Source organism: Streptomyces sp. NPDC002788 (assembly GCF_053592115.1).
Genome location: NZ_JBSFVB010000021.1, coordinates 89,710 through 115,767 on the forward strand (window position 1 = coordinate 89,710; position 26,058 = coordinate 115,767).

Sequence of the window (26,058 nt, forward strand, 5' to 3'; positions counted from 1 at the left end):
TGTGGCGCGGGCATCGGCGGGCCCGGTACGCGATGAGCGAAGGGGCGAGCGAGCGATGGTGACGCAGACCGTGCGGGCGACGGAACGGCCCGAACCGAGGAAGCGGCACGGGCGGGTGGTGGTCGACTGGCTGACGACGACCGACCACAAGAAGATCGGCCACCTCTACCTGATCACGTCGTTCGTCTTCTTCCTGGTCGCCGGTGTGATGGCGCTGCTGATGCGCGCCGAACTGGCCCGCCCCGGGCTGCAGATCATCGACAACGAGCAGTTCAACCAGGCGTTCACGCTGCACGGCACGATCATGCTGCTGCTGTTCGCGACCCCGACCTTCGCCGGCTTCGCCAACGAGCTGATGCCGTTGCAGATCGGGGCCCCCGACGTCGCCTTCCCGCGGCTGAACATGTTCTCGTACTGGCTGTTCCTGTTCGGCGGGCTGATCGTGCTCGGCTCGCTGCTGGTGCCCACCGGGCCGGCCGACTTCGGCTGGTTCGCCTACGCCCCCCTCAACAGCGCGGAGCGCACGCCGGGGGTCGGAGCCGATCTGTGGATCATGGGGCTCGCGCTGTCGGGCTTCGGCACGATCCTCGGCGCGGTCAACTTCGTCACCACCATCATCGGGATGCGCGCCCCCGGCATGACGATGTTCCGGATGCCGATCTTCGTGTGGAACACGCTGTTCACGTCGATCCTGATCCTGATGGCGTTCCCGGTGCTGGCGGCGGCACTGCTGGTGCTGGAGGCGGACCGGCGGTTCGGCTCGCAGGTCTTCGACGCGGCCAACGGCGGGGCGATCCTGTGGCAGCACCTGTTCTGGTTCTTCGGCCATCCCGAGGTGTACATCATCGCGCTGCCGTTCTTCGGCATCATCACGGAGATCATCCCGGTCTTCAGCCGCAAGCCGATGTTCGGCTATCTGACGCTGGTCGGGGCGACGATGGCCATCACCGGCCTCTCCATGATCGTGTGGGCGCACCACATGTTCGCCACGGGCGCGGTGCTGCTGCCGTTCTTCTCCTTCATGAGCTTCCTGATCGCGGTGCCGACGGGCGTGAAGTTCTTCAACTGGACCGGCACCATGCTCAAGGGCTCGCTGTCCTTCGAGACGCCGATGCTGTGGGCGACGGGCTTCCTGGTGACGTTCCTGTTCGGCGGGCTGACCGGGGTGATCCTGGCGTCGCCGCCGCTGGACTTCCACGTGACGGACACGTACTTCGTGGTCGCGCACTTCCACTACGTGGTCTTCGGCACGGTCGTCTTCGCGATCTTCGCCGGCTTCTACTTCTGGTGGCCGAAGTTCACCGGGAAGATGCTCGACGAGCGGCTCGGGAAGATCCAGTTCTGGACGCTGTTCGTGGGCTTCCACACGACGTTCCTGGTGCAGCACTGGCTGGGCGCCGAGGGCATGCCCCGCCGGTACGCGGACTATCTCGCGGCGGACGGTTTCACCGCGCTCAACACGGTGTCGACGATCGGCGCGTTCCTGCTCGGCATGTCGACGCTGCCGTTCCTCTACAACGTGTGGAAGACGGCCAGGTACGGCGAGAAGGTCGAGGTCGACGACCCCTGGGGCTACGGCCGCTCCCTGGAGTGGGCGACCTCGTGCCCGCCGCCGAGGCACAACTTCACGACGCTGCCCCGGATCCGCTCCGAGTCACCGGCGTTCGACCTGCACCATCCTCAGTACGCGGCGGTGACTGCGCAGCCCGAGCCAAAGCGGCATCAAGCCGGTCGCGAGTCCTCCTGATCGTCTCGATCAGCCCGTCCGGCTCCAGCACCTCGAACTCGAAGCCCAGCAGCACCACGTGGACGACCATCACATCGAGGCTGCCGGCGCCGCAGCGCAGCAGGCAGGTGTCCGGGCCCTCGGCCTCCAGTACCCCGGCGGAGGGCGAGATGTGCTCCGCGGCCTCCGCCAGGGGCACCAGGAGCCGCACGACGGCGTGGGTGGCGTACGCGCGCGTGGAGACGCCCTGGGAGACGTAGGCGGCCAGGTCCTCGGCGGGCGGGTCGCGCGGCACGAAGCGCGGGCCGTGCGGCGGCCTGGGTGTGATGCGGTCGACCCGGAACGTGCGCCAGTCCTCACGGTCGAGGTCCCAGGCGACGAGGTACCAGCGGCGCTCGCTGCACACCAGGCGGTGCGGTTCGACGGTGCGGCGGGACCGGGCGCCGTCGTGGCCCTGATACTCGAACCGCAGCCGTTCGGCGTCGCGGCACAGGTGGGCGAGTTCGGTGAGCACGGCCGGATCGACCGCGGAGGGCTGCGGGCGCAGCATCGGCACGGTGAAGGCGTTGAGGGCGCCCACGCGGCGGCGCAGCCGGTTCGGCAGCACCTGCTCCAGCTTGGCCAGGGCCCGCACCGAGGTCTCGCCGATGCCGTCGATGCCCTGTCCGGCGGCCGTGCGCAGCCCGACGGCCACGGCGACGGCCTCGTCGTCGTCCAGGAGCAGCGGCGGCAGTTCGGCGCCCGCGCCCAGCTGGTAGCCGCCGCCGGTGCCCGGGCTGGCGATGACCGGGTAGCCGAGCTCGCGCAGCCGGTCCACGTCCCGGCGCAGGGTGCGGGCGCTGACGCCGAGCCGCTGCGCCAGGTCGGCGCCGGCCCACTCGCGGTGGGCCTGGAGCAGGGACAGCAGACGCAGCAGGCGGGCCGAGGTCTCCAACATGGGGCGAGTCTGCCAGGCCTTGCGGACAGCTGCTGTCCTCAAGGCGTATAGGCCAGTTGCGGTACGTCGAAGCAGGTGCGGTTCATGTCGCCCTGGCTCACCCAGCCCCTCCCGTCCTGCCAGCGGGCCACCGACAGGCAGGTGCGCCTGGTCTTCGGCGGTTCGGCCGACCGCGCGAACTCCACGGGCAGCAGCAGTCCGCCGGCGGTGTAGCCCTGGCTGCGGTTCATGTAGGTGTCGACGCACGCACGCGTGATGCCCGTCCTGGCGCAGGACTTCGCCGCGTCCGTGAACCAGCGCGCGGCCGCCCAGCCCTCCAGCTGCCACTGCGCGTGCGTCCCCAGGTCCTCGGTCGCCTCGCGGAACTCGCGTACGGCCGGGTGGCCGGTGTCCTCGAAGTTGCGGCTGGCGCCGGTCGCCCACAGGGCGTTGCGGCAGCGCGGGGCGTCCTTGTAGTCGTCGGCGACGGTGGACGTCCAGTTCTGCACGTTGGTCACCTTGGCGGTGACGTCGGCGCCGACCTCGTCCATGGCCTGGCACAGCCGGGCGTTGCCGTGCCCGTCGATGGTGTCGAACACCAGGTCGGCGCCCTGCTCCTTCAGGTCGGCCGCGACCGCGCGGAAGTTGGGCAGGGCGAAGTCGACCTGCTCGGTGACGACTTCGTAGCCCTCGGCTCGCAGGCCCCGTTCGACGAGCCGGGCGTAGGCGGCCGAGGCGGACTGGTTGTAGGAGACGACGGCGGCGGTGCGGGCGCCGTGCTCGCGTTTGAAGTAGCGGTAGACCTCCGTGCCGCCGTACAGCTTGCCGTCCCAGCCGGTGGTGCCGTCGCGGGGCGCGAGGCTGCCGTAGATGCCGTAGAGGTGCGGGTAGGTGTCGTAGGCGGCGCCGACGGGCTGACCGCCGATGTCGGGCACGCGCGCGCGCGAGACGCGGGAGGCGCCCGCGTAGTCCAGTGCGGTGGTGGCGATCAGGGCGACCACCTCGTCCTGCTCGACGAGCTTGTGCACGCACTCGTTGTTGCCGACGCCGCTGCCCCCGTCGTCACACAGACGCACGTCCACACTCCGGCCGTCGATGCCCCCGCTCGCGTTGAGCCGGTCGAACCAGGCCTTGGCGCCGTCGCGCGGGCCGGTGAAGGCGCTGCCGCCGACCGGGCTGGTGGCGCTGGTGATGATGCCGACTCGCAGGGGTGCGGCGTCGCGGGACGCGGGTGTGCCCTCGTCAGGCCCGAAGTCACTCTCCGGGAGCCGGCTGCCGCAGGCCGCGCTCAGGGCGAGCAGCAGTACCGCGGCCAAGGCCTCAGCAGCCCGGGACCGGTGACGCATTGCCGCTCAGTTGCACCAGCGCGCACAGCGTCTTGGCGGACACCTTCCAGGTACCGCCCTGCTCGACGGCGCTGCCGGAGGCGTCCGGCAGGGCGGTGGCGCCCTTCAGGGTGAGCGTGTACGTCACGTCCGCCTCGGTCGCCGAGGTGAACTCGACCTTGGTGACCTTCGCCTGGACCTGCCCGCCGCGCGCGTCACCGCTGAAGGCCTGGAGGACCGGGCCCATGCGGTCGCCGTTCTCCAGGACGGCCTGCTTGTCCTGCGTCGAGGTCTTCGGGTCGAAGAACTTCTGCCAGTTCTGCTTGATCTCCGCTTCCGCCGCGGCCCGGTCCGCCGGTGCGGTGGCCGGTGCGCTCGTGGTCCGCTCCGCGGTCGGTGTGGGAGGCGTGGATTCGCTGTCGTCGCCGCAGGCCGCCAGGGCCGGGGCGAGGACCAGGGCCAGGGCCGCGGCGATCGCCGTGCCCCGTCCCGCGGTGCGTGGCCCCCCCGTCGCGTTCCCCCGCTTGAGGTCGCTGCCGAGAACCATCTGGCTCACCACCGGGTGTCGGTCCGGGCCATCTGCGCCCGGTGCTTTCAGGGTCAGCTTCCACAGGGCATAGTGCAAGCGATCGGCGGACTTGACCAGGCAGCCAGGCGCGTGCACAGCGATTCCGACGTGTGGGAGCCAGTGATGCGGACCAGTCGACTGCGGACCGTGCATCCCGTCCTGTGGGCCGGCTGGGCCGTGCTGGCCGCCGGCGCGGTGCTGTGCGTCGTCGGCTGGTACGGAGTCTCCGGCGAGCGCTACGCAGAACGGCAGCTGCCCTATCTGGCCTCCTGCACGGTTCCCGGCGCCGCGCTGATCATCGCCGGGGCGGTGCTCCTGGCCCACGGCCGCGGCTCTGTCGCCGCCGCGCGCGTGGAGGAGCTGTACGGCCTGCTGGTGGCGGCCGGGCCGGCCGAGCCGGAGGAGACCGGCCGGGCCGCGCTCGCGCCGCTCGCGGTCAGCGGCGAGCTGCTCATGGTGCCGGGCGGGACGCTGTGGCACCGGGCGGACTGCCCGCTGGTCGCGGGGAAGGCGGAGGCGGTCCCGGTGGACTCGGGGCTGGTGGCGAGCGGGGAGCTGGGCCCCTGCCCGATCTGCGAGCCGGCCGAAGAAGCCGACTGATGTCCTCACTGACGTACGACCTCACGCTCGCCGGCCTCTCGGTGGGCAGCGCGGCGGCGCTGACCGGGATCGGCCTGATCGTGACGTACCGCGCGACGGGGGTGCTCAACTTCGCGCACGGCGCGATCGCGATGGTGTGCGCGTACGTGCTGCGGCAGTGCGTGGTCGAGTGGGGCTGGCCGCTGTGGCTCGGGGCCGCGGTCACCTTGCTAATCCTGGCGCCCGGGCTGGGTGTCGTGCTGGAGCGGTTCGTCTTCCGGCCCCTGGCGGTGCTCGGCGGCGATCCGGCGCAGACGCTGGTGGCGTCCATCGGGGTGTTCGTGCTGCTGGTGGGCGGGGCGGCACTGCTGTGGGGGCAGGGGGCGCGGAACGACGCGCCGGAGCTGGTGCCCGGCGAGCCGTGGGGGCAGCTGGCGGTGGTGCTGGTGCTGGCTGCCGGGGTCACGGCGGTCGTGCGCCGGACGCGGTTCGGGCGGGAGCTTCGGGCCGTGGTGGACGACCGGCGGCTCGCCGTGCTGGGCGGTATCGACGCGGACCGGGTCGCGGCGGCGGGCTGGGCGTTCGGCTCGTTCACGGCAGGGCTGACGGGTGTGCTGCTGGCGCCGTACGTACGGCTCGACCCGTACGGGCTGTCGCTGCTGGTGATGGAGGTCGTGGCCGTCGCGGTCGCCGCGCGGATGCGGAGCCTGCCGGTCGCGGTGGTGGTGGCCCTGGGCATCGGGGTGGCGCAGAGCCAGCTGACGCGGCTGCACCCCTCGGGCTGGGGCGAGCCGCTGCTCCAGGCGGCCGGCACGAACCTGTTCGTCGTCGCCCTGCTGGTCGCGGCGCTGGTGCTGCCGGGTGCCGGGGAGCGGGACGCGCTGCCGCCCACGGTCACGGCGCGCGTGCCGACCCCGCCGGGCGTCTGGATCGTGGTGCTCGTGCTGTTCCTGCTGCCGCTGGGCCTGGCGGGCCGGGACCTGCACACCTCGGTCCAGGTGCCGGCGCTGGCCGTGATCCTGCTGTCCCTGGTGGTGGTCACCGGCCGAAGCGGCCAGATCTCGCTGGGGCAGGCGGCGTACGCGGGTCTGGGCGCCCTGTTCACGGCGCTGCTGGCAGCGGGCCGCTTCCCGGGCCTGCCCCGCCTGCCGGAGCTGGCGGCCCTCGCGGTGGCGGTCGTCCTGGTGGCGCCGCTCGGCCTGCTGACGGGCTGGCCGGCGATCGGCCGCCGGGGCATGGCGCTGGCGCTGGCGACGTTCGCGGTCGGCGTCGGGGTGAGCCGCTTCGTCTTCGCCCAGCCGTACGCCACGGCGGGACTGTCGCTGGGCCGTCCGGCCGGCTTCGACGGGGACCGGGCGTACTACGTGCTGGAGCTGCTCCTGCTGGCGGTCGCGCTGCTGGCGACGCACGCGCTGCGCCGGGGGCGGACGGGCCGGGCCCTCGCGGCCGTGCGGGACCACGAGGCGGGCGCGCAGGCGGCCGGCGTCCGGGTGCCGTCCCTGAAGCTGCTGGCCTTCGTCTCGGGCGCCGGGCTCGCCGCGCTGGGCGGCGGCATGCTCGGCATGGGCCTGCGCGCCTTCGACGCCGCCGCTTACGACCCGGTGCGCGGCCTGCTGTGGTTCGCAGCGGTCGTGGTCCTGGGCGCCGACAGCACCCTCGGCGCCCTGGCCGCCGCGGCCCTCCTGGTCGGCCTGGACGCGGGCACGCGCGGCGGCGTGGCGGCGGCCGTGATCGGCGTCCTGGCGGTCCTCGTGGGCCGCTTCCCCGGCGGCCCGAACGAGGCCCTGAGCACCGCGGCGGAACACCTGGGGCTGCGCCGCACACCGGCCTTGACACCGTGGGGTGTCCTGGCCCGCGGGCGGCTGCACCCGGCGGAGTCGCGGGCGGCCCGGAGGGAACCGGTGCCGGCGGGGGCGACGGCGACGGGTGCGGCTGCCCGCCGCGACCCGCCCCCGGCCTCCCCGGTGCCCCGCGCGCCGGCCGTCCCTGCCTCTCCCCTGCTCACCGCCCGCCGCCTGCACGCCCACTACGGCGGGTTCACCGCCCTCGACGGAGTCGACCTGGACCTCTCCCCCGGGCGGGTCACCGCGGTCGTGGGGCCCAACGGGGCCGGAAAGAGCACCCTGTTCCACTGTCTGGCCGGGACACTGCGTCCGGCGCGCGGGACCGTGCGGTTCGGCGGGCGGGACATCACCGCGCTGCCCGCCCACGCCCGCACCCGGCTGGGTGTCGCGCGGACCTTCCAGCAGCTGGCCGTCTTCCCCTCGCTGACCGTCGCCGAGAACGTCCGGGTGGGTGCCGAGCAGGGCCGGGTGACCGATCCGGCCGCCGTGGAGCGGACGCTCAGGCTGCTCGGGCTGGACGGGCCGGTGCGGGCACTGCCCGCCGCCGGGCTGCCCACGGGCGCCCTGCGCCGCGTCGAACTGGCCCGGGTCCTCGCGGGCGGCCCCCGCGTGCTGCTGCTCGACGAGCCCGCCGCCGGCCTCGACACCGCCGAAGTGACCGCCCTGGCCCGGATTCTGAGGGCCTTGGCCGCCGACGGCACGGCCCTCCTGGTCGTGGAGCACGACCTGGACCTGGTCGCGGGTCTCGCCGATGTCGTGCACGTGATGACCGCGGGCCGGATCGTCGCCTCGGGTCCGCCCGGGCGCGTCCTGGACGTCCCGGGAACAGGGGCCGGCCGATGAGCGTCCTGAACCCCCCGCGCACGGAGTCCGGCCGAGGAGCGTCCCGGACGCCCCGGAGTGCGGGAGCCGGCCGATGACGACCCTCTCCCTGCGCCAGGCGCGCGTGCGCTACGGCCCCCTGGAGGCCCTGCACGGCGTCACCCTCGCCGCCCCCGCCCCGGGCCTCACCGTGCTGCTGGGCCGCAACGGCTCCGGCCGCACGACCGCCCTGCGCGCCCTGGCCGGCACGGTGCCCCTGGCGGGCGGCACGGTCGTCTGGGACGGCGCCGACATCACCCGCGTGCCGGCCTTCGAGCGGGCCCGGCGCGGGCTGTGTTCGGTGCCGGAGCGGCAGGCCGTGTTCGGCTCGCTCACCGTACGGGAGAACCTCGACCTCACCGCCCCGGACCACGGCACGGCCCTCGACGCGTACCCGCAGCTGCGCCCCCTGCTGGAGCGGCGTGCCGGCACCCTCTCCGGCGGGGAGCAACGCATGCTCGCCCTGGCCCGGGCGTTGCTGGCTCGCGCGCGTGTGGTCCTCGTCGACGAGCCCGCCCAGGGCATGTCACCGTCGGTCGCGGCCCGGACGTACGAGCTGCTGGGCGCGCTCGACGCGTGCGTGGTGGTCGCCGAGCAGCGGCTGCCGTCCGCCCTGCGCGACCGGCCCGCGATCGTCTACGAACTGCGCCGCGGGACGGTCGTGTTCGCCGGGGAGGCGGGTGAGCTCCCGCGCTGATCCGGGGATGCCGAGACCCCGTCCGGTCGGTCGACCGGACGGGGCCCGCGTCCCGGCGAATCCAAGGATGCCGACGGCCCGGCGTCGACCAGTTCTCCGGCGGGCGGGCCAGTTCGTCGATACCTCAGGTAACGGCGATTTCCAGACACCCACTTCATTCGCGGATTTCCTGATTTGTCGATCCATCTCCCTGACTGCCTGCTCCCCGCTTGCCCCGACCAACTCCTTTGATAAACGGGCGAGTTGAAGGTGAGTGCGCGATTCCGCGCCGCGCGTGAACCCATGCGCTGGATGGTTCGATTCCGTTCGCCCTGGGGCGTGACTCCCGCCACGATCGCCCGTTGTCTTCTTCATGAGCCGGGGCCCACCCGGACCACGGGCCGGGAGCCACCCGGCCTCGCCACGCACCGCATCCCCGAGGGAGCCACCCGTGCCGCGCATGCTCGACGTCAGCGACGAGGTACGCGCCGAGATCGGCGACGAAGAAGCCGACCGCCTGCTCGCCGGAGAGACCGCCCCGGGCAGTTACGACTGCACGTCCTGCCGCACCCCGGGCGACTCCGAGCAGGAGCGCACCAGCACCGTCCTGTTCGTCGGGGACGAGACCGCCGTCCTCGCCTTCGCCCACGCCGGCTGCCTGCCCTCGCAGGTCGTCCAGGTCACCGAGGAGCAGCTCCGGGGCGCCGTGAAGTCGATCACCGGCGACACCGTCGACCTGGAGCCCGACAAGGTGGTGCCCGAGCAGGCGGTGCTCGGCGTGACCAGCGGACTGATCCTGATCGGCGGGGAGTTGCACCCGGCCCTGGTGGTGGAGCCGACCGCGCCCATCGCCCGGCCCGGCACGACCGGCACCGGCGACGACTTCCTGCCGTTGCTCATCGAACAGGGCTTCATGCCACTGTCGGAGCTGTCGGCCGTACCGCCGGTGCTGCACGGCTGGTCGGTGCTGCTCGCGGTGGGCCAACTGCACGCGGTGCTCCAGCCGGGCGGCAACGGCGGCCAGCCGGTGGCCTGGTGGCAGGCGCACCAGCCACTGCAGGTCACCGAGGCCTGGCGGGCGGCCGCCAACAAGCACCAGCAGGTGCTGGTGCTCGCCGCGCCCGTCGACTCGATCGGCCGCCAGCCGCGTGAGGACCTGCTGCGGGACGCGCTGGACAAGGCGGCGGCGAACGGAAGGCTGGTCGCCGCGGCCCTGCCGCTGGCCGGCACCTGAGACGGACGTCACCCGCCCGGGCCGTACCCCCTGCGAAAGCCGTGACCGGGGCCGCATCCCCTGACCCGCGGGGTCGTTTGGACATACGTGCACGCATACGACGTTCCCCGCCGCCAGTCCTTCTCGTCGATCCCGTCCGCGCGGTCGGCTCAGGACACCCAGGGCGGCCCATCGGCCACGCCGATCTACGACGCGCTCTACGCCGAGTACGTCAAGTCCTTCCGCGCACTTCCCGGCGACCGCAGCGGCGAGGAGAAGCTGGGCTTCACCGCTTTCGGGAACATCCCGCACAGAACGGGCTCGTACAGCAGTTCCTACTACAGCTCGTACAGTGCCTACAGCGCGGGGGCCCAGAGCGCCCGCCATGCCGCCGGGCAGCAGCCGCAGTGGCAGTGGGTCGGGACCGTCGACACGCACGGCACGCAGATGCACTACGTACCTGCCGCGCTGCCGCCGGGACGGCGCGATGGCGTCTGAGCGAGCACGCAAGCAGTGAGGGGCGGCCCCCGGCGGGGGCCGCCCCTCACTGCTTGCTTCGCTACTTCTTCTTGCCGCGCTTCTCGCGCACCCGCACCGAGATGTGGATCGGCGTCCCCTCGAAGCCGAACTCCTCACGCAGCCGGCGCTCGATGAAGCGCCGGTAGCCCGCCTCGATGAACCCGGAGGCGAACAGCACGAACCGCGGCGGCTTGGTGCCCGCCTGCGTGCCGAACAGGATGCGCGGCTGCTTGCCGCCCCGCACCGGGTGCGGGTGGGCGGCGACCAGCTCACCGAGGAAGGCGTTCAGCCGGCCCGTCGGGACCCGGGTCTCCCAGCCCGCCAGAGCCGTCTCGATCGCCGGGACGAGCTTCTCCATGTGCCGCCCGGTGCGCGCCGAGACGTTCACCCGCGGGGCCCACGCCACCTGGCCGAGCTCGGTCTCGATCTCCCGCTCCAGGTAGTAGCGGCGCTCCTCGTCGAGGGTGTCCCACTTGTTGAAGGCCAGAACGATTGCGCGGCCGGCCTCCACCGCCATGGTGACGATCCGCTGGTCCTGCACCGAGATCGACTCGGAACCGTCGATGAGGATGACGGCGACCTCCGCCTTCTCCACGGCGGCGGCGGTGCGCAGCGAGGCGTAGTAGTCGGCGCCCTGCTGGAGGTGGACCCGCTTGCGGATGCCCGCCGTGTCGACGAACTTCCAGGTCACACCGCCCAGTTCGATCAGTTCGTCGACCGGGTCGCGGGTGGTGCCCGCCAGCTCGTTGACGACGACGCGCTCCTCGCCCGCCACCTTGTTCAGCAGCGAGGACTTGCCGACGTTCGGGCGGCCGATCAGGGCGATGCGGCGCGGGCCGCCGATGCCGCCCCCGCCGAACGTCTCGCGCGGCGCCTCCGGCAGCACCTCGAGGACCTGGTCGAGCATGTCGCCGGTGCCCCGGCCGTGCAGAGCGGAGACCGGGTACGGCTCCCCCAGGCCCAGCGACCACAGGTACGCCGCGTCGGCCTCGCCGCTCGGGCCGTCCACCTTGTTGGCGCACAGCACGACCGGCTTGCCGGCCTTGCGCAGCAGCCGGACGACGGCCTCGTCGGTGTCCGTGGCGCCGACCTTGGCGTCGACGACGAACACGACCGCGTCGGCGGCGTCGATGGCGTACTCGGCCTGGGCGGCCACGGAGGCGTCGATGCCGAGGACGTCCTGCTCCCAGCCGCCGGTGTCGACGACCTTGAAGCGGCGGCCCGCCCACTCGGCCTCGTAGGTCACACGGTCGCGGGTGACGCCGGGCTTGTCCTCGACGACGGCCTCGCGGCGCCCGATGATGCGGTTCACGAGTGTCGACTTGCCGACGTTGGGACGGCCGACGACGGCGAGCACCGGCAGCGGGCCGTGACCCGCCGCCTCGATGGCACCCTCGACGTCCTCGGGGTCGAAGCCCTCCTCCGCGGCGAGCTCCATGAACTCCGCGTACTCGGCGTCGCCGAGCGCCCCGTGGTCGTGCTCGTGCGGCGCCGAGCCGTCGGGCTGGATGTGGTCGTTCATGAAGTCCGTACCTCGTCGTTCATCGTGGTGGTCGGTGGAGTACCCGCTGTCTTCCGGGCTGATCCACTACTCAGTGTTGCCTAGCGCCCGGTGAGGCGCCTGGCGTTTTCCAGGTGGGCGGCGAGCTGCTTCCGGATGCGCCCGGTCGCCTCGTCCAGCGCCGTGCGCGTACGGCGCCCGCTGCCGTCGCCCGCCTCGAAGGGCTCCCCGAAGACGACGTCGACGCGGGACCGCAGCGGCGGCAGCCCCTTTATCAACCGTCCCGGTCGGTCGGTGCTTCCCAGCACCGCGACCGGCACGATCGGGGCTCCGCTGCGCACCGCGAAGTACGCGAGCCCCGCGCGCAGCGAGGCGAAGTCGCCCTCGCCCCGGGTGCCCTCCGGGAAGATGCCGAGCACGCCGCCGTCGTCCAGGACGCCGAGCGCTCGGGTGATCGCCGTGCGGTCGGTGGTGTCGCGGTCCACCTTCAGCTGGCCGATGCCGGTGAGGAACGGGTCGAGCGGGCCGACGAACGCCTCCTTCTTGATCAGGAAGTGCGTCGGCCGGGGCGCCACGCCCATGACCATCGGGCCGTCGATGTTGTGGGAGTGGTTGACCGCGAGGATCACCGGGCCGTGTGTGGGCACCCGCCAGGCACCCAGCACGCGCGGCTTCCACAGCCCGTACATCAGTCCGACGCCGATGCGCCGCCCGACCTCGGCGCCCCGCACCGAAGGAAGCTCGGTCACTTTCCGGCCCGCTTCTCCTCGACGAGGGTGACGACGCACTCGATGACCTGGGCCAGCGTGAGCTCGGTGGTGTCCACCTCGACGGCGTCGTCCGCCTTGGCCAGCGGCGAGGTCTTGCGGCTGGAGTCGGCGGCGTCCCGCTTGATCAGGGCCTCGCGGGTGGAGTGCACGTCGGCGCCCTTCAGCTCACCGCTGCGGCGGGCGGCACGCGCCTCCGCGGAGGCGGTGAGGAAGATCTTCAGGTCGGCGTCCGGCAGCACGGTCGTGCCGATGTCCCGGCCCTCGACCACGATGCCGTTCCTCGCGGAGGACGCGATCGAGCGCTGCAGCTCGGTGATCCGGGCGCGCACCTCGGGCACCGCGCTGACCGCGCTGACCTTGGAGGACACCTCCCCGGTGCGGATCGGGCCGGCCACGTCGACGCCGTCGACCGTGATGGTCGGGCCCTCCGGGTCGGTGCCGGAGACGATCTCGGGCTTGCCGGCCGCGGCGGCGACGGCGGACGGGTCATCGATGTCTATGCCGTTGTTCACCATCCACCAGGTGATCGCCCGGTACTGGGCGCCGGTGTCCAGGTAGCTCAGGCCGAGCTGCGCCGCCACGGCCTTCGACGTGCTCGACTTGCCCGTGCCTGCGGGGCCGTCGATGGCGACAATCACTGGCGTGGCGCTTTCCACTGTGGGGACCTTCCTGAACCGGGCTGGCGGGGTGGGGGCGCGACTGCCCCGCACAAGGTTACTGGGTGCGGGTCACTCGTCCGGCCGCGGCGTATGCGGCCCGTCCGCGCACGGCTGTCAGCGGCGCCACCCCTTCCGGCCCTTCCGGCGATCGAGGACGAGGCCGTCAGGCCGAAAGCGGGGGCACAGGGGCGACAGCCCCCGGAACGCGGCCCCGCCCCACTGCCCCTACTGCCGGATGGCCCAGCCCCGTTCCCGCAGCGCAGCGCTCAGCACAGGCGCCGCCTTCGGCTCCACCATCAACTGCACGAGACCGGCCTGCTGCCCCGTCGCGTGCTCGATCCGCACGTCCTCGATGTTGACGCCGGCCATCCCCGCGTCGGCGAAGATCCGGGCCAGTTGCCCCGGCTGGTCGTCGATCAGCACGGCCACGACCTCGTAGGCCCGCGGAGCGGACCCGTGCTTGCCGGGGACGCGGACCTGCCCGGCGTTGCCGCGCCGCAGCACGTCCTCGATCCCGCTGGTGCCCGCGCGCCGCTTCTGGTCGTCGGACGACTGCAGCGCGCGCAGCGCCCGCACGGTCTCCTCCAGATCCGCGGCGACGTCCGTGAGCAGGTCGGCGACCGGCGCGGGGTTCGCGGAGAGGATGTCGATCCACATCCCGGGGTCGGACGCGGCGATCCGCGTCACGTCCCGGATGCCCTGCCCGCACAGCCGCACGGCGGACTCCTCGGCGTGCTCCAGGCGCGCGGCGACCAGGCTGGAGACCAGGTGCGGCATGTGGGAGACCAGGGCGACGGCACGGTCGTGGGCGTCGGCGTCCATCACGACCGGCACGGCACGGCAGTGCGAGACCAGCTCCAGGGCGAGGTTCAGCACCTCGGTGTCGGTGTCCCGGGTCGGGGTCAGCACCCAGGGGCGGCCCTCGAAGAGGTCCCCGGTCGCGGCGAGCGGGCCGGACTTCTCCCGGCCCGACATGGGGTGCGTACCGATGTACGCCGTCAGGTCGAGACCGCGTGCCTCCAGCTCGCGGCGCGGCCCGCCCTTGACGCTGGCGACGTCGAGGTAGCCGCGTCCCGCGCCCCGGCGCACGGCCTCGGCGAGCACGTCGGCCACGTGCGCGGGCGGAGCGGCGACGATCACGAGATCGACGGGCCCGTCCGGCGCCACGTCCGTACCGGCGCCGAGTGCGGCCGCCGTACGGGCCTGCTCGGGGTCGTGGTCGGCGAGGTGCACGGTGACGCCCCGCTGGGACAGGGCGAGGGCGGCGGACGTGCCGATGAGGCCGGTCCCGATGACGAGTGCGGTTCTCACTGGGCGATGTCCTTGCGCAGGGCGGCCGCGGCGCCGAGGTAGACGTGGGCGATGTCGGCACGGGGCCGGTCGGACTCGATGTGCGCGAGGACCCGGACGACACGCGGCATGCCGCCCTCGATGTCCAGTTCCTGGGCGCAGATCAGTGGGACGTCGACGATACCCAGCTTGCGGGCGGCTGCCGCGGGAAAGTCGCTGTGCAGGTCGGGCGTGGCCGTGAACCAGATGCTGATCAGGTCGTCGGAGCTGAGGTCGTTGCGCTCCAGGATGGCCGTGAGCAGGGCTCCGACCTGCTCGTCCATGTGCCCGGCCTCGTCCCGTTCGAGTTGGACGGCGCCCCGGACCGCTCGTACCGCCACGGCGATGCTCCTTGCTGACGTGCGTGTCGCTCTACGTCCGACCAGCCTAGTCAGCCCGCGCGGACCGGGTGCGCGGCGCCCGCTCGGCGAGACGCCGGTATTGCCGTTTCTTGGGTATTTTCGGAGCCGACAGACAGCAATGTTCCTTTTCTGCGCTTATCAGGCACCTTCGGAGCGACGACATGACTCACGAGACCACGCGCCGCACGGTTCTCCTCGCGACGGGCGCGACGGGCGCGGTGGCGTTCGTCGCCGCCTGCGGCGGAGGCGGCGACGACAACGGATCCACGTCGACGGGCTCCCCCACCGGCCAGGAGGACACCGGCCGGCAGACGGGCGCCCCGGCCGGCCGGGAGCTGGCCTCCACCGACGAGATCCCGGTCGGCGGCGGCAAGATCTTCAAGGATGAGCAGGTCGTGGTTACCCAGCCGGATCAGGGCCGGTTCAAGGCCTTCTCGGCGATCTGCACCCACCAGCGCTGCACCCTGGCGTCCGTCTCCGACGGCACCATCAACTGTCCCTGCCACGGCAGCAAGTTCCGCATCGCCGACGGCTCGGTGGCCCAAGGACCGGCGACCAGCCCGCTGCCGGCCGAGCAGATCGCCGTGGAGGGGGACTCGGTTCGCCTGACGTGAGGCTCCGCGTGCGCCCCCTGGGCTGCAATCCGAGACTCCGCGATGTCGCGAGCAGCACCGGGTCGGGCCGCTCGGCCACGACGGGCGCCAGGCCGACGCCCCGGGCGTCGATCATCCGTCACGCGTCCCAGAGCGCGCCCAGCGCCACGAGCTCGCTCCGGTACTCGACACGGTCGGCCCACTCGGCCGGCCAGGCCTCCGCGCCCAGGTACGCGCCCGCGAAGGCGCCGGCGAGGCAGGCGATCGAGTCCGAGTCGCCGGCGGTGCAGGCGGCGCGGCGCAGGGCCGTCACCGGCTCGTCGACGAAGAGCAGGAAGCACAGCAGGCCGGTCGCCAGGGCCTCCTCGGCGATCCAGCCCTCGCCGGTGGCCAGGCACGGGTCGGTCTCCCTCGAAACGGTGCGTACGGCGTGCCGGAGCCGGTCGAGGATCTCCAGGCACTCGTCCCAGCCGCGCGCGATGAACCGCTCGGGGCTCGGGTCCTCGGCGCGGCGCCACAGGTCGCCGAGCCAGCGCTCGTGGTAGCGGCTGCGGTTCTCCAGGGCGTACGAGCGGAGCAGTCCGACCAGCCCGGTCGGCTCGGCGCCCTGTGCGAGCAGGCGTACCGCGTGCGCGGTGAGGTCGGAGGCGGCCAGGGCCGTCGGGTGCCCGTGGGTGAGGGCAGACTGCAACTGGGCGGCTCCCGACCGCTGTTCGTCACTCAGGCCGGGGACCAGGCCCAGGGGCGCGACGCGCATGTTGGCGCCACAGCCCTTGGAGTGGATCTGGCTGGCGTCCTGCCAGGGGCGGGATTCGTCCTTCAGCAGCGAGCAGGCCTTCAGGCAGGTGCGGCCGGGAGCCCGGTTGTTCTCCGGAGACCGGTACCAGTCCACGAACTCCTCACGCAGGGGACGGGCCAGCCCCGACGGGGTGAGCAGCCCCCGGTCCGTCGCGGTCCGCACCGCCCGTCCGAGGGCGAGCGTCATCTGCGTGTCGTCGGAAACGTAAGCCCTCTGCGGCAGCTCCAGCTCCCGCCACGGTCCGTGGTCGGCGAGGATCGTCGGCACATCGTCGAACTCGGTCGGATACCCCAGCGCATCCCCGAGGGCGAGTCCCGTCAGCGCTCCGGTGGCGGCCTGCTTGCGGACGAGCGTGGTCATGCGGGGTGTCCTTCCCGGTTCGGCCGGAGGAGCGGCGGGTGGAGGGTGGCGGCGGTCCCGGCGCGGTACAGGGCGGCGGGTTTGCCCCGGCCGCCGGTCAGCCGGGCGGCACCGGGGACGGGTTCGACGAAGCCGGGCGTGGCGAGCACCTTGCGGCGGAAGTTCGGCCGGTCGAGCTCGGTGCCCCACACCGTCTCGTAGACCTGCTGGAGCTCGCCGAGGGTGAACTCGGGCGGGCAGAAGGCGGTGGCGAGGCACGTGCACTCGAGCTCGGCGCCGACGCGGTCGTGGGCGTCGGCCAGGATGCGGTCGTGGTCGAAGGCGAGCGGCCCCGCAGTGCCGTACGGCACCCAGTCGGCCCGCGCCGCGTCGCTGCCGCCGTGCGCCTCGGGCGCGTCGGGCAGAAGCGCGGCGAAGGCGACCGACACGACCCGCATCCGGGGGTCGCGGCCGGGCTCGCTGTACGTCCGCAGCTGCTCCAGATGGAGCTCCGAGACGTCGGACAGGCCGGTCTCCTCGGCGAGTTCACGCCGGGCGGCCGTCTCCGCGGACTCGTCCGGCTGTATGAACCCGCCGGGCAGCGCCCACCGACCGGCGTACGGCTCCTGCCCACGCTCCACGAGCAGCGCGTGCAGCGCGCCCTCCCGGAGGGTGAACACGGCCAGGTCGACGCTGACGGCGAAGGGTTCGTAGGCGTACTTGTCGTAGCCGTCCAAGACCCGCACCCCCTTTATAGTCAGTACGACTATAAAGGGGGTGCGGGTCCCTCACAAGCTCTAGAGGTCGACTTCCTGCATCAGCATCCCGACCTCCGTGTTGGACAAGCGCCGCAGCCAGCCCGACTTCTGGTCGCCCAGCGTGATAGGCCCAAAGGCGACCCGCACCAGCTTGTCGACCGGGAAACCGGCCTCCGCCAGCATCCGCCGCACGATGTGCTTGCGGCCTTCGTGGAGGGTGACCTCCACCAGGTAGTTCTTGCCGGTCTGCTCGACGACCCGGAAGTGGTCCGCGCGCGCGTAGCCGTCCTCCAGCTGGATGCCGTCCTTGAGCTTCTTGCCCAGGTCGCGCGGGATGGGGCCGACGATGTGCGCGAGGTAGGTCTTCTTCACGCCGTACTTCGGGTGGGTCAGCCGGTGCGCCAGCTCGCCGTGGTTGGTGAGCAGGATGACGCCCTCGGTCTCGGTGTCGAGCCGCCCGACGTGGAAGAGCCGGGTCTCGCGGTTGGTGACGTAGTCACCGAGGCACTGCCGGCCCTCCGGGTCCTCCATGGTGGACACGACACCGGCGGGCTTGTTCAGCGAGAAGAACTGGAAGCGCTGTGTGGCGACGGTCAGCCCGTCGACCTTGATCTCGTCCTTCTCCGGGTCGACGCGCCGCCCCTGCTCCAGCACGATCTCGCCGTTGACCTCGACCCGGGCCTCCTCGATCAGCTCCTCGCAGGCGCGCCGGGAGCCGAAGCCCGCGCGGGCGAGGACCTTCTGCAGGCGCTCGCCCTCCTGCTCGGCGCCGGGGAAGGTCTTCGGGAGCTTGACCTCCTTCTTCCCGGCGTACCGGTCACGGTTGCGCTCCTCGATCTGCGCCTCGTACTCGCGGGGCCGCGCCGGGGCCGTACGCCCCGGCTTCTGGGGCTGCTTGGGCCCGCCCTTGGCGCCGCCGCGCGCGGCGCCACCGCGCCCGGCCTTGGGGCCGTCCTTGGTCGCCCCGGGGCCCACGTCGTAGCGGCGCTCCTCGGGGCGGGGCTTGCGGGGGCGGCCCTGCCCCTGCTTCTGGTCCCTGTTGTTGCCGGCGCCGCGGTGGTTACCGCGTCCGCCGCTCTTGCCGCTGCCGCTGCTTCGCATCAAAGTTCCGTCTGGTCGTCTTCGTCGTCGGTACCCGGGGTGACCGGGCGGCCCGGCACGTCGTCATCTGGCGCGTCCGGGTCGAACGACGGTACGCCCTCCTGGGTCTCGGCCTCGATCGCCTCCGCCTCCGGGAGGAAGGGCGCGAGCTCCGGGAGCTCGTCCAGACCGCGCAGGCCCATCCGTTCCAGGAAGTAGTTCGTCGTCCTGTACAGGATCGCACCTGTTTCAGGTTCCGTGCCCGCCTCCTCTATCAGGCCGCGCTGGAGGAGAGTGCGCATGACGCCGTCGCAGTTCACCCCGCGTACCGCCGAGACCCGGCTGCGGCTGACCGGCTGCCGGTAGGCGACGACGGCCAGGGTCTCCAGGGCGGCCTGGGTGAGACGGGCCTGCTGGCCGTCCAGCACGAAGCGCTCGACGGCAGGCGCGTACGCGGCCCGCGTGTAGAACCGCCAGCCGTTCGCGACGTACCGCAGCTCGAAGCCGCGGCCCTGGACGGTGTACTCGTCGGCCAGCTCACGCAGCGCGTCCGCGATCTGGCGCTTCGGCCGCTCCAGTATCTTCGCGAGGTGCTCCTCGGTCGCGGGCTCGTCCACGACCATGAGGACCGCCTCCAGGGCGGGCTTGAGATCCAGGCCGGCGACGGCCCCGAGTCCGGCCGGCAGGTCGGTCGTTCGCTCGCTCACGCCTTCTTCTCCTCCTTCGGCGGCTCGGGCGGCCGGTCGAACTCGTCGGTGACGGTCGGTGTCTCGTCCCCGTCCCCGCCGGTCCACCGCACGAGCAGCTCCCCCAGCGCGGTCTCCTGCTCCAGCTCGACGGCCTTCTCGCGGTACAGCTCCAGCAGGGCCAGGAAGCGGGCCACGACCGTCAGCATGTCGTCCGTGTCCTCGACGAGCGACCGGAAACTGGCCTCGCCGAGCTCCCTGAGCCGCGCCACGACGATCCGCGCCTGCTCCTGCACACTGACCAGCGGGGCGTGGATGTGGTCGACGTACACCTGCGGCTTCGGCTTGGGCTGCATCGCCTTCACGGCGAGCTTCGCGAACCCCTCGGCCCCGATGCTGATGACGACCTCGGGCAGCAGCTCGGCATGCTGCGGCTCCAGCCCGACGGTACGGGGGTAGCGCCGGGCCTCGTCATCGAGCCGCCCGCTGAAGATGTCGGCGACCTGCTTGTACGCCCGGTACTGCAGCAGCCGCGCGAACAGCAGGTCCCGAGCCTCCAGCAGGGCCAGATCCGCCTCGTCCTCCACCTCGGCGGCGGGCAGCAGCCGAGCCGCCTTCAAGTCCAGCAGCGTGGCCGCGACGACGAGAAACTCCGTCGTCTCGTCCAGATCCCAGTCCGGCCCCATCGCCCGGATGTACGCCATGAACTCATCGGTCACCTTCGACAGCGCGACCTCGGTGACGTCCAGCTTGTGCTTGGAGATCAGCTGAAGCAGCAGATCGAAAGGCCCCTCGAAGTTGGCGAGCCGAACCTTGAAGACCCCGTCATCGGCAGTCTCGGCATCACCGGCCGACGGCTGCGGTGCCGGGGCGGGCCCTGGCACGTCCGCGGAGAACCACGAGGACTCGGCCACCGGAGCCGCAGGCTCCACAGCCCCGGCTACGCCTGCCCCCGCCACCTCCACAGCCGCCACCTCGGGCTCGGCCGTCTCCAGCGGCGCAACGCCCGGCGCGGCCTCAGGCGGGTCGAACGGCGGAGCGGCCCCGGGAGCCCCCGGCCCCCTCCCCAGCGCACGTCGGCGGCCGGCCGGGCCGCCGGGTGGTGGTGGGGAAGCGTTCGAGGTCATGGCCTCCGCAGGCTACCGCTACCGTCCGCGCAGCCGTCGTACGAGGATGCTGGCGTCGCCGCGGGTCTCCAGGTCGGCGAGGACCACGGCGACCGCCTCACGGACGATGCGCCCGCGGTCGACGGCCAGGCCGTGTTCGCCGCGGAGCACGAGACGGGCGTGCTCCAGGTCCATGAGCTCCTCGGCCGACACGTACACCGTGATCTTCTCGTCGTGCCGCTCACGGCCGCTGGGGCGGCGCGAGGCGGCCCGTTGGCGCTTGCGTGGCGCCGCCGCGGCGGCACCGGCGGCAGAACCTTCCTGCGCCGCCTGCCGACGGCCGGAGCCGGAACGGCTGCGGGACTCCCCGGCCTCGGCCGACTCCGAGTCCGCCGCGACATGCTCCGCGCCCTCGCCGTCACCGCCCTGCGCGGGCACCGACTGCGGCACGTCCTCCCCGCCGGCTGCCGCCGCGTCGCCCTCCCCCGCCGGAGCGGGCACCCGGGCGTCGCCGTTGGCAGGACGCCTGGGCGTGGACGGCTGCAGCGCCGTCCCCCCTGTCGTACGGAAGAGTTCGTCGGCCCCCGGCAGACTCACTCGGCGTGACACCGGGCGAGCACCTCCCTGGCGAGCTGGCGGTAGGCGGCGGCGCCGACGGAGTTGGACGCGTAGGTGGTGATCGGCTCACCGGCGACCGTGGTCTCCGGGAAGCGGACCGTGCGCCCGATGACCGTGTGGTAGACGTGGTCGTCGAACGCCTCGACGACCCGCGCGAGCACCTCTCGGCTGTGCACGGTGCGCGAGTCGTACATCGTGGCGAGAATCCCGTCGAGCTCCAGGTCCGGGTTGAGCCGCTCCTGGACCTTCTCGATGGTCTCCGTCAGCAGGGCCACACCGCGCAGCGCGAAGAACTCGCACTCCAGCGGCACGATCACCTTGTGCGCGGCCGTCAGGGCGTTCACCGTGAGCAGGCCGAGCGAGGGCTGGCAGTCGATGACGATGAAGTCGTAGTCGTCCAGCAGCGGCTTCAGCGCGCGCTGCAGCGTCGACTCGCGGGCGACCTCGGAGACCAGCTGGACCTCGGCCGCCGACAGGTCGATGTTGCTGGGCAGCAGGTCCATGTTGGGGACCGCCGTCTTCAGCAGCACCTCGTCGGCCGCCATCCCCCGCTCCATGAGCAGGTTGTAGACGGTGAGGTCGAGTTCCATCGGGTTGACGCCGAGTCCGACCGACAGCGCGCCCTGCGGGTCGAAGTCCACGAGCAGGACCCGGCGTCCGTACTCCGCGAGCGCGGCACCCAGGTTGATGGTCGACGTCGTCTTGCCGACGCCGCCCTTCTGGTTGCACATCGCGATGATCTTCGCGGGTCCGTGGTCGGTCAGCGGGCCCGGGATCGGGAAGTACGGCAGCGGACGCCCGGTCGGGCCGACGCGCTCCCGGCGCTGTCTGGCCGCGTCGGGCGCGAGAGTGGCCGCGTACTCGGGGTCGGGCTCGTACTCCGCGTCGGGGTCGTAGAAGTGCCCCTCGGGCAGTTCGTCGTAGTCGGCGAAGTGGTTGTGGGGCGCGCCACTTCCGTCGCCGGCCATGGCGTTCACGTGATGGCCATCCATCTTCTGGTGTGCTGTGTGAGTCGCCTGCTGACTCTGGTGGGCTGCGAAGGTGCGCACAGCGACGGAGCCGACAGCCTCGAACCCCGCGGGCCCCTGGCCCCGTGCAGGCATTCCTGGTTGACCACCCCCGGGAGTAAATGTCGACTCATTCACAAGTCGTCTTACCTCCTTGGTGACCAGGAAACTTCTAGACAGGTCAGCGTGGCACCATGCCGACGGTTGGCGACTCTATGGCGTGTCGGGCGTCCACAGCAACACAATCCGCCGGACCCGGCCCGATGTGTCGGCAATGAAACATCCCGCTGTCAAGGGCGTACGGCCGTCGCACGGCAGGTTTCACCGGTGTGCGAATCGGTTCAAGGGTTACGTTCGAGGCGAGTTGCCCGAGAATCGCGAAGTGACCATACACACATCCGGCCGGACCTTGTCGGGCAAGGTCCGGCCTGGTGCGCGGCGTTGACGACCTGTGTTGACGTATCGCCTTTGCCGCTGGGTGACTTAGCCGACATACCGGCCGCGGCAGCTCAGGCGAGGAGCGAGGACAGCTCCACGTGCTCCACGCCGTGCGCCTCGGCGACCTCGCGGTAAACGACCTTGCCGTCATGCGTGTTGAGGCCCTTGGCCAGCGCCGGGTCGCGGCGCAGCGCGTCCACCCAGCCGTGGTCGGCCAGTTCGACGATGTACGGCAGCGTGGCGTTGGTCAGCGCGTAGGTGGAGGTGTTGGGCACCGCGCCGGGCATGTTGGCGACGCAGTAGAAGACCGACTCGTGGACCTTGAAGGTCGGCTCGGCGTGAGTGGTCGGGCGGGAGTCCTCGAAGCAGCCGCCCTGGTCGATCGCGATGTCGACAAGGACACTTCCGGGCTTCATCCGTGACACCAGCTCGTTGGTGACCAGCTTCGGGGCCTTGGCGCCGGGGATCAGCACCGCGCCGATGACGAGGTCCGCCTCCAGGCAGGCCTTCTCCAGCTCGAAGGCGTTCGAGACCACGGTCTGGATCTTCGTGCCGAAGATCTTGTCGGCCTCGCGGAGCTTGTTGATGTCCCTGTCGAGCAGGGTCACGTGGAAGCCCAGACCGATGGCGATCTGCGCGGCGTTCCAGCCGGAGACGCCGCCGCCGATGACCACGGCGCGGCCGGCGAGCACACCGGGGACGCCGCCGGGCAGCACACCGCGGCCGCCGTTGGCGCGCATCAGGTGGTAGGCGCCGACCTGCGGGGCCAGCCGGCCCGCGACCTCGGACATCGGGGCGAGCAGCGGCAGCGCGCGGCTGGGCAGCTCGACGGTCTCGTAGGCGATGGCGGTGGTGCCGGACTCCAGCAGGGCGTCCGTGCACTCCTTGGAGGCTGCCAGGTGCAGGTAGGTGAAGAGCGTCTGGTCCTTGCGGAGGCGGTGGTACTCCTCGGCGACGGGCTCCTTGACCTTCAGCAGCAGGTCGGCGACGGCCCACACCTCGTCGGCGGTGTCGAGGATCCGCGCACCGGCGGCCACGTACTCCTCGTCCGTGATCGAGGAGCCCACGCCGGCGCCGCGCTCGATGACGACCTGGTGGCCATGACGCACCAGCTCGTGCACGCCGGCGGGGGTGATGGCCACCCGGAACTCGTTGTTCTTGACCTCGCGGGGGATGCCGACCTTCACGTCGATCACGGTCCTTGCTCAGAGGGTATGGGGGTCTTACTTAGGCATACCCGGGCACACGCGGGCACACCGGGAGAGACCGCAGGAGAACGTGCGGCAGAGCCAGTCTAATGAAGGTGTTCCCGCTGTCTAGCCTTTCATTACATCAATCTTCAGCCGATGCGGTACGGATTTCGCAGGCGTCGGGTTCATTTTGAAGGATTGAGTCGCCCAGAATCCGCTCGGCGGCGCCCCGGTGCAGCCCGGCCGACGCGGGGTCGCCGAGGTGTTCGAGGGTGTCGGCGACCCGCAAGTGCAGGGCGGCCTGCAGTCGCGTGTCCTCGGCGCGCCGCGCCCACTCCACGGCCTCCCGGCAGGTGCGCAGCGACTCCTCGGGCCGGCCCGCGTACTCCTGGACCCGCGCCAGCTCGCTCAGCGCCCGCGCCTGCGCGGCCACATCGCCGTTCCTTCGGTGCCCGGCGATCGCCGCGCGCCAGTTCCGCAGGGCCTCGCCGTAGCGGCCCGCGAAGGTGTGGGCGGCGGCGATACGCCCGTACAGCCGGGCGGCGTCGGCGCGCTCGCCCCGGGCGAGCCGCTCGACCAGGGCCCGGCCGAACCAGTCCGCGGCCCGGTCGAAGTCCCCGAGCTCCAGGTGCGCGCCGCCTACGGATTCCATCGCCCGGCCGGTCGCGTACGGGTCGTTCACCTCGCGTCCGGCGTCCAGCGCGTCCCGGTAGCGCGCCAGGGCGTCGGCCGTACGGCCGGAGCGGGCGTCGAGGTCGCCGAGGTTCAGCAGGGCGGCTGCCCGCTCGCGGGGCAGGTTCCGCCGCTCGGCGATGCCGAGGACCAGGCTGTGGATCTCGTACAGGTCGGGCGCGGCGGCCTGGGTACCGACGTGGGCCGCCATCGCCCGTACCAGCTGGGACATCAGCCGCCGGGCCAGGGTGTCCAGCTCCCCGTCGGCGACCGCGAGCCGGGCCGACGCCATCAGGGCGGGCCGGGTCAGGCGCAGCCAGTCCGCGGCCGCCCGGGGAGTGGGAAAGCGCAGGGCACGCGGCATGTCGAGGAGTTTCTGGCGTGCCTGGGGGCTGTCGGTCTCGGTGATCGCCCGGCAGGCCTGGAGCAGCCGCACGGTCCGCTCCAGCATGCGGGCGCGGGCCAGCTGGAGCTCGGCCGGGCGTTCGTGGTGGTCGGCGAGGATCCTCAGATGGGGGTGGAGGCAGCCGGGCACCTCGTACTGGGGCAGCGGGGAGTCCACCGCGCGCAGGAAGCCGAGGGCGACGAAGTCGTCGAGGGTCGTGCGGGCGCTGTCGACCGAGCAGCCGACGAGCGCGGAGGCGGTCTGCGGGTCGACCAGTCCCGCCGGGGCGAGGGCGAGCAGGCGCAGCATCCGGGCGGCGCCGGCGGGCAGGGTGGCGTGGGCGAGCCGGAAGACCCGCGTCAGGGCGGTGCCCTCGGTGTCCTCGGAGCGCAGCTGCTTGGCGAGGTCGGAGACGGCTGCATTGGTGCGGGCCGCGAGCCAGCCGCCCGCGAGCATCAGCGCGGCCGGCTGCCCCTGGCACTCCTCGGCGAGGCCCTCGGCGGCCCGGGGGTCGACGGTGATGCGGACCGAGCCGGTGTGCCGGGCCAGCAGTTCCACCCCGGACTTGGCGTCCAGGCCGCCCAGGATGCAGGGGCGGACGTCGGAGATGCCGGTCAGCGGGCCCTCGGAGACCGCGACGACCAGGCAGTCCGGGGTATCGGGCAGCAGGGCGTCGACCTGCTCGGCGTCGGCCGCGTCGTCCAGCAGGAGCACGGCACGGCGGTCGGCCAGGGCGGTGCGCAGGGCGTCGGCGAGGTCGTCCTCGCAGGCCCCCGCCGGGGCTTCCTCGTCCAAAGCGATGAGCAGGTCCCGGGCGGTGCGTCCGACGGGTACGGGGGTGCCGCCGGGGTCGGTCAGGCGGGCGCGCAGCACCCCGTCGGGGTAACGGTCCGCGACCTGGCGTACGAGTTCCTCGGCGAGTGCGGTGCGGCCCGAGCCCGGTCGGCCGGCGATGAGCAGCACCCGCGCGCGGGGGGCCTTGCGGCCCGCGAGGGTGTCCAGTCCCGCGCGCTCGATATCGGCGCGCAGTTCCTTCAACTCCCGTGTGCGGCCCAGGAACTCGCGCTGCCCGGCAGCGCGCCCGGTCAGCCGCACGTCGTCTGTCTCCACGACCTGATCCGCCACGGGCCACACTCCCGTCCCACCGCACACGCAAGCCCGCCGGGACTCCGGTTCGGGCGTGCCACAGAGCCTAGTTCACGCTCTGCAACGTTCCGGGTGGAGCAGGGCGGGGCGGAGGGCTACTTCCCCCGATCGGATCAGCCGATCTTCACACGACGAGGGTTTTGTACGGATGCACCACGAGGCGACCGGGCCGGCGAAACGGCCTTCGACGTGATCTCCACCGCTGGTCGGGCGCGGCGGCGGGCACGAGGTCGTCGTGGCCCTCGACCGGCTCGGGCAGGACCAAGGACTGATCGCCCCCGGGCGGACGGTCCAGCCTCGCGGACCGCTTCACACCCAGCCCCGGGGCGACCCGGGCGGAACCACACCCGACCTGCGCGACCGGCGCCTCACAGGCCGACCCGCGCCGCCCGG

The 26,058-nt window shown here is 72.4% G+C and carries 23 protein-coding genes and 1 pseudogene; 7 read left to right on the plus strand and 17 right to left on the minus strand.

What is annotated here, in order from left to right; genetic code table 11:
- Window positions 1–55: 55 nt before the first annotated feature.
- Window positions 56–1,627 (plus strand): annotated as a pseudogene (gene ctaD, locus ACWD1U_RS31835) (aa3-type cytochrome oxidase subunit I); the annotation flags it as partial.
- Here the strand turns inward: ctaD and ACWD1U_RS31840 are convergent.
- Genes ACWD1U_RS31840 through ACWD1U_RS31850 form a run of 3 tightly spaced genes read right to left on the minus strand, consistent with a single transcriptional unit; the run spans window position 1,626 to window position 4,514 of the window.
- The gene (locus ACWD1U_RS31840; RefSeq protein ID WP_451112787.1) at window positions 1,626–2,663 is read right to left on the minus strand and encodes a helix-turn-helix transcriptional regulator; all 1,038 of its coding nucleotides are present in this window, start codon (window positions 2,661–2,663) and stop codon (window positions 1,626–1,628) included. The pseudogene ctaD and the gene ACWD1U_RS31840 overlap by 2 nt on opposite strands.
- 38 nt (window positions 2,664–2,701) lie before the next feature.
- A complete protein-coding gene (locus tag ACWD1U_RS31845) occupies window positions 2,702–3,988 on the minus strand; it encodes an ABC transporter substrate-binding protein (RefSeq protein WP_451112789.1) in 1,287 nt (428 codons plus the stop codon).
- Complete coding sequence (locus tag ACWD1U_RS31850; RefSeq protein ID WP_451112791.1) at window positions 3,963–4,514, minus strand: hypothetical protein; 552 nt, start codon at window positions 4,512–4,514, stop codon at window positions 3,963–3,965. Before ACWD1U_RS31850 ends, ACWD1U_RS31845 begins: the two co-directional genes overlap by 26 nt.
- 144 nt (window positions 4,515–4,658) lie before the next feature.
- On the opposite strand from ACWD1U_RS31850, the gene ACWD1U_RS31855 reads away from it, so the two are divergent.
- The 5 genes from ACWD1U_RS31855 (at window position 4,659) to ACWD1U_RS31875 (ending at window position 10,206) form a co-directional block, all read left to right on the plus strand.
- A complete protein-coding gene (locus tag ACWD1U_RS31855; protein WP_451112793.1) occupies window positions 4,659–5,135 on the plus strand; it encodes a hypothetical protein in 477 nt (158 codons plus the stop codon).
- Complete coding sequence (locus ACWD1U_RS31860) at window positions 5,135–7,801, plus strand: ABC transporter permease subunit (protein WP_451112795.1); 2,667 nt, start codon at window positions 5,135–5,137, stop codon at window positions 7,799–7,801. The genes ACWD1U_RS31855 and ACWD1U_RS31860 overlap by 1 nt, the downstream gene beginning before the upstream one ends.
- Before the next feature lie 73 nt (window positions 7,802–7,874).
- Window positions 7,875–8,516: an ATP-binding cassette domain-containing protein gene (locus tag ACWD1U_RS31865; protein ID WP_451112797.1), complete on the plus strand. Its 642-nt coding sequence runs from the start codon at window positions 7,875–7,877 to the stop codon at window positions 8,514–8,516.
- Between the two features lie 430 nt (window positions 8,517–8,946).
- Window positions 8,947–9,729, plus strand: a complete 783-nt coding sequence (locus tag ACWD1U_RS31870; RefSeq protein WP_451112798.1) for a hypothetical protein — start codon at window positions 8,947–8,949, stop codon at window positions 9,727–9,729.
- An 87-nt stretch (window positions 9,730–9,816) separates the two neighbouring features.
- Window positions 9,817–10,206, plus strand: a complete 390-nt coding sequence (locus tag ACWD1U_RS31875) for a hypothetical protein (protein WP_451112800.1) — start codon at window positions 9,817–9,819, stop codon at window positions 10,204–10,206.
- A 61-nt stretch (window positions 10,207–10,267) separates the two neighbouring features.
- Here ACWD1U_RS31875 and der read toward each other — a convergent pair whose 3' ends face one another.
- From der to aroH, 5 genes are all read right to left on the minus strand, one after another.
- Complete coding sequence (der, locus tag ACWD1U_RS31880; protein WP_451112801.1) at window positions 10,268–11,749, minus strand: ribosome biogenesis GTPase Der; 1,482 nt, start codon at window positions 11,747–11,749, stop codon at window positions 10,268–10,270.
- Window positions 11,750–11,829: 80 nt separating this feature from the next.
- Window positions 11,830–12,477, minus strand: a complete 648-nt coding sequence (locus ACWD1U_RS31885) for a lysophospholipid acyltransferase family protein (protein ID WP_451112803.1) — start codon at window positions 12,475–12,477, stop codon at window positions 11,830–11,832.
- On the minus strand, window positions 12,474–13,154 hold the full coding sequence (gene cmk, locus ACWD1U_RS31890) for a (d)CMP kinase (protein WP_451112805.1): 681 nt from the start codon (window positions 13,152–13,154) through the stop codon (window positions 12,474–12,476). Before cmk ends, ACWD1U_RS31885 begins: the two co-directional genes overlap by 4 nt.
- Before the next feature lie 228 nt (window positions 13,155–13,382).
- Window positions 13,383–14,468, minus strand: a complete 1,086-nt coding sequence (locus ACWD1U_RS31895) for a prephenate dehydrogenase (RefSeq protein ID WP_451112806.1) — start codon at window positions 14,466–14,468, stop codon at window positions 13,383–13,385.
- On the minus strand, window positions 14,465–14,827 hold the full coding sequence (gene aroH / locus ACWD1U_RS31900; RefSeq protein ID WP_451112808.1) for a chorismate mutase: 363 nt from the start codon (window positions 14,825–14,827) through the stop codon (window positions 14,465–14,467). The genes ACWD1U_RS31895 and aroH overlap by 4 nt, the downstream gene beginning before the upstream one ends.
- 182 nt (window positions 14,828–15,009) lie before the next feature.
- Here aroH and ACWD1U_RS31905 point away from each other — a divergent pair, with 182 nt between their 5' ends.
- Complete coding sequence (locus ACWD1U_RS31905; RefSeq protein WP_451112810.1) at window positions 15,010–15,462, plus strand: Rieske (2Fe-2S) protein; 453 nt, start codon at window positions 15,010–15,012, stop codon at window positions 15,460–15,462.
- A 118-nt stretch (window positions 15,463–15,580) separates the two neighbouring features.
- On the opposite strand, the gene ACWD1U_RS31910 is transcribed toward ACWD1U_RS31905, so the two are convergent.
- The 9 genes from ACWD1U_RS31910 to ACWD1U_RS31950 all read right to left on the minus strand — a co-directional run bounded on the left by ACWD1U_RS31910 (window position 15,581) and on the right by ACWD1U_RS31950 (window position 25,644).
- Complete coding sequence (locus ACWD1U_RS31910) at window positions 15,581–16,600, minus strand: ADP-ribosylglycohydrolase family protein (protein WP_451112812.1); 1,020 nt, start codon at window positions 16,598–16,600, stop codon at window positions 15,581–15,583.
- Window positions 16,597–17,325 carry an NUDIX hydrolase gene (locus tag ACWD1U_RS31915; protein ID WP_451112814.1) on the minus strand — a complete coding sequence of 243 codons (729 nt, stop codon included), beginning with the start codon at window positions 17,323–17,325 and terminating at the stop codon, window positions 16,597–16,599. The genes ACWD1U_RS31910 and ACWD1U_RS31915 overlap by 4 nt, the downstream gene beginning before the upstream one ends.
- 51 nt (window positions 17,326–17,376) lie before the next feature.
- Entirely contained in the window at window positions 17,377–18,438 is a 1,062-nt protein-coding gene (locus ACWD1U_RS31920) for a pseudouridine synthase (RefSeq protein ID WP_451112816.1), read from the minus strand.
- A complete protein-coding gene (gene scpB / locus ACWD1U_RS31925) occupies window positions 18,438–19,124 on the minus strand; it encodes an SMC-Scp complex subunit ScpB (protein WP_451112818.1) in 687 nt (228 codons plus the stop codon). Before scpB ends, ACWD1U_RS31920 begins: the two co-directional genes overlap by 1 nt.
- Window positions 19,121–20,230: a segregation and condensation protein A gene (locus ACWD1U_RS31930; RefSeq protein WP_451112820.1), complete on the minus strand. Its 1,110-nt coding sequence runs from the start codon at window positions 20,228–20,230 to the stop codon at window positions 19,121–19,123. The genes scpB and ACWD1U_RS31930 overlap by 4 nt, the downstream gene beginning before the upstream one ends.
- An 18-nt stretch (window positions 20,231–20,248) precedes the next feature.
- Window positions 20,249–20,818, minus strand: a complete 570-nt coding sequence (locus ACWD1U_RS31935) for a hypothetical protein (RefSeq protein ID WP_451112822.1) — start codon at window positions 20,816–20,818, stop codon at window positions 20,249–20,251.
- The gene (locus ACWD1U_RS31940; protein ID WP_451112824.1) at window positions 20,803–21,930 is read right to left on the minus strand and encodes a ParA family protein; all 1,128 of its coding nucleotides are present in this window, start codon (window positions 21,928–21,930) and stop codon (window positions 20,803–20,805) included. The genes ACWD1U_RS31935 and ACWD1U_RS31940 overlap by 16 nt, the downstream gene beginning before the upstream one ends.
- A 413-nt stretch (window positions 21,931–22,343) precedes the next feature.
- Window positions 22,344–23,468, minus strand: a complete 1,125-nt coding sequence (gene ald / locus ACWD1U_RS31945; RefSeq protein WP_451112826.1) for an alanine dehydrogenase — start codon at window positions 23,466–23,468, stop codon at window positions 22,344–22,346.
- A gap of 136 nt (window positions 23,469–23,604) precedes the next feature.
- Window positions 23,605–25,644 (minus strand): tetratricopeptide repeat protein, encoded by a 2,040-nt coding sequence (locus ACWD1U_RS31950; RefSeq protein ID WP_451112828.1) that lies wholly within the window; start codon window positions 25,642–25,644, stop codon window positions 23,605–23,607.
- Window positions 25,645–26,058: the final 414 nt, after the last annotated feature.

What these genes read in the sequence shown, in the direction of transcription:
- ACWD1U_RS31860 (WP_451112795.1), top strand. Translation starts at nt 5,135, where the DNA reads ATGTCCTCACTGACGTACGACCTCACGCTCGCCGGCCTCTCGGTGGGC.
- der (WP_451112801.1), bottom strand. Translation starts at nt 11,749, where the DNA reads ATGAACGACCACATCCAGCCCGACGGCTCGGCGCCGCACGAGCACGAC.
- ACWD1U_RS31905 (WP_451112810.1), top strand. Translation starts at nt 15,010, where the DNA reads ATGACTCACGAGACCACGCGCCGCACGGTTCTCCTCGCGACGGGCGCG.
- ACWD1U_RS31930 (WP_451112820.1), bottom strand. Translation starts at nt 20,230, where the DNA reads ATGACCTCGAACGCTTCCCCACCACCACCCGGCGGCCCGGCCGGCCGC.
- ACWD1U_RS31850 (WP_451112791.1), bottom strand. Translation starts at nt 4,514, where the DNA reads ATGGTTCTCGGCAGCGACCTCAAGCGGGGGAACGCGACGGGGGGGCCA.
- ACWD1U_RS31840 (WP_451112787.1), bottom strand. Translation starts at nt 2,663, where the DNA reads ATGTTGGAGACCTCGGCCCGCCTGCTGCGTCTGCTGTCCCTGCTCCAG.
- ACWD1U_RS31865 (WP_451112797.1), top strand. Translation starts at nt 7,875, where the DNA reads ATGACGACCCTCTCCCTGCGCCAGGCGCGCGTGCGCTACGGCCCCCTG.
- ACWD1U_RS31845 (WP_451112789.1), bottom strand. Translation starts at nt 3,988, where the DNA reads ATGCGTCACCGGTCCCGGGCTGCTGAGGCCTTGGCCGCGGTACTGCTG.
- ACWD1U_RS31910 (WP_451112812.1), bottom strand. Translation starts at nt 16,600, where the DNA reads ATGACCACGCTCGTCCGCAAGCAGGCCGCCACCGGAGCGCTGACGGGA.
- ACWD1U_RS31920 (WP_451112816.1), bottom strand. Translation starts at nt 18,438, where the DNA reads ATGCGAAGCAGCGGCAGCGGCAAGAGCGGCGGACGCGGTAACCACCGC.
- ACWD1U_RS31855 (WP_451112793.1), top strand. Translation starts at nt 4,659, where the DNA reads ATGCGGACCAGTCGACTGCGGACCGTGCATCCCGTCCTGTGGGCCGGC.
- ACWD1U_RS31940 (WP_451112824.1), bottom strand. Translation starts at nt 21,930, where the DNA reads ATGCCTGCACGGGGCCAGGGGCCCGCGGGGTTCGAGGCTGTCGGCTCC.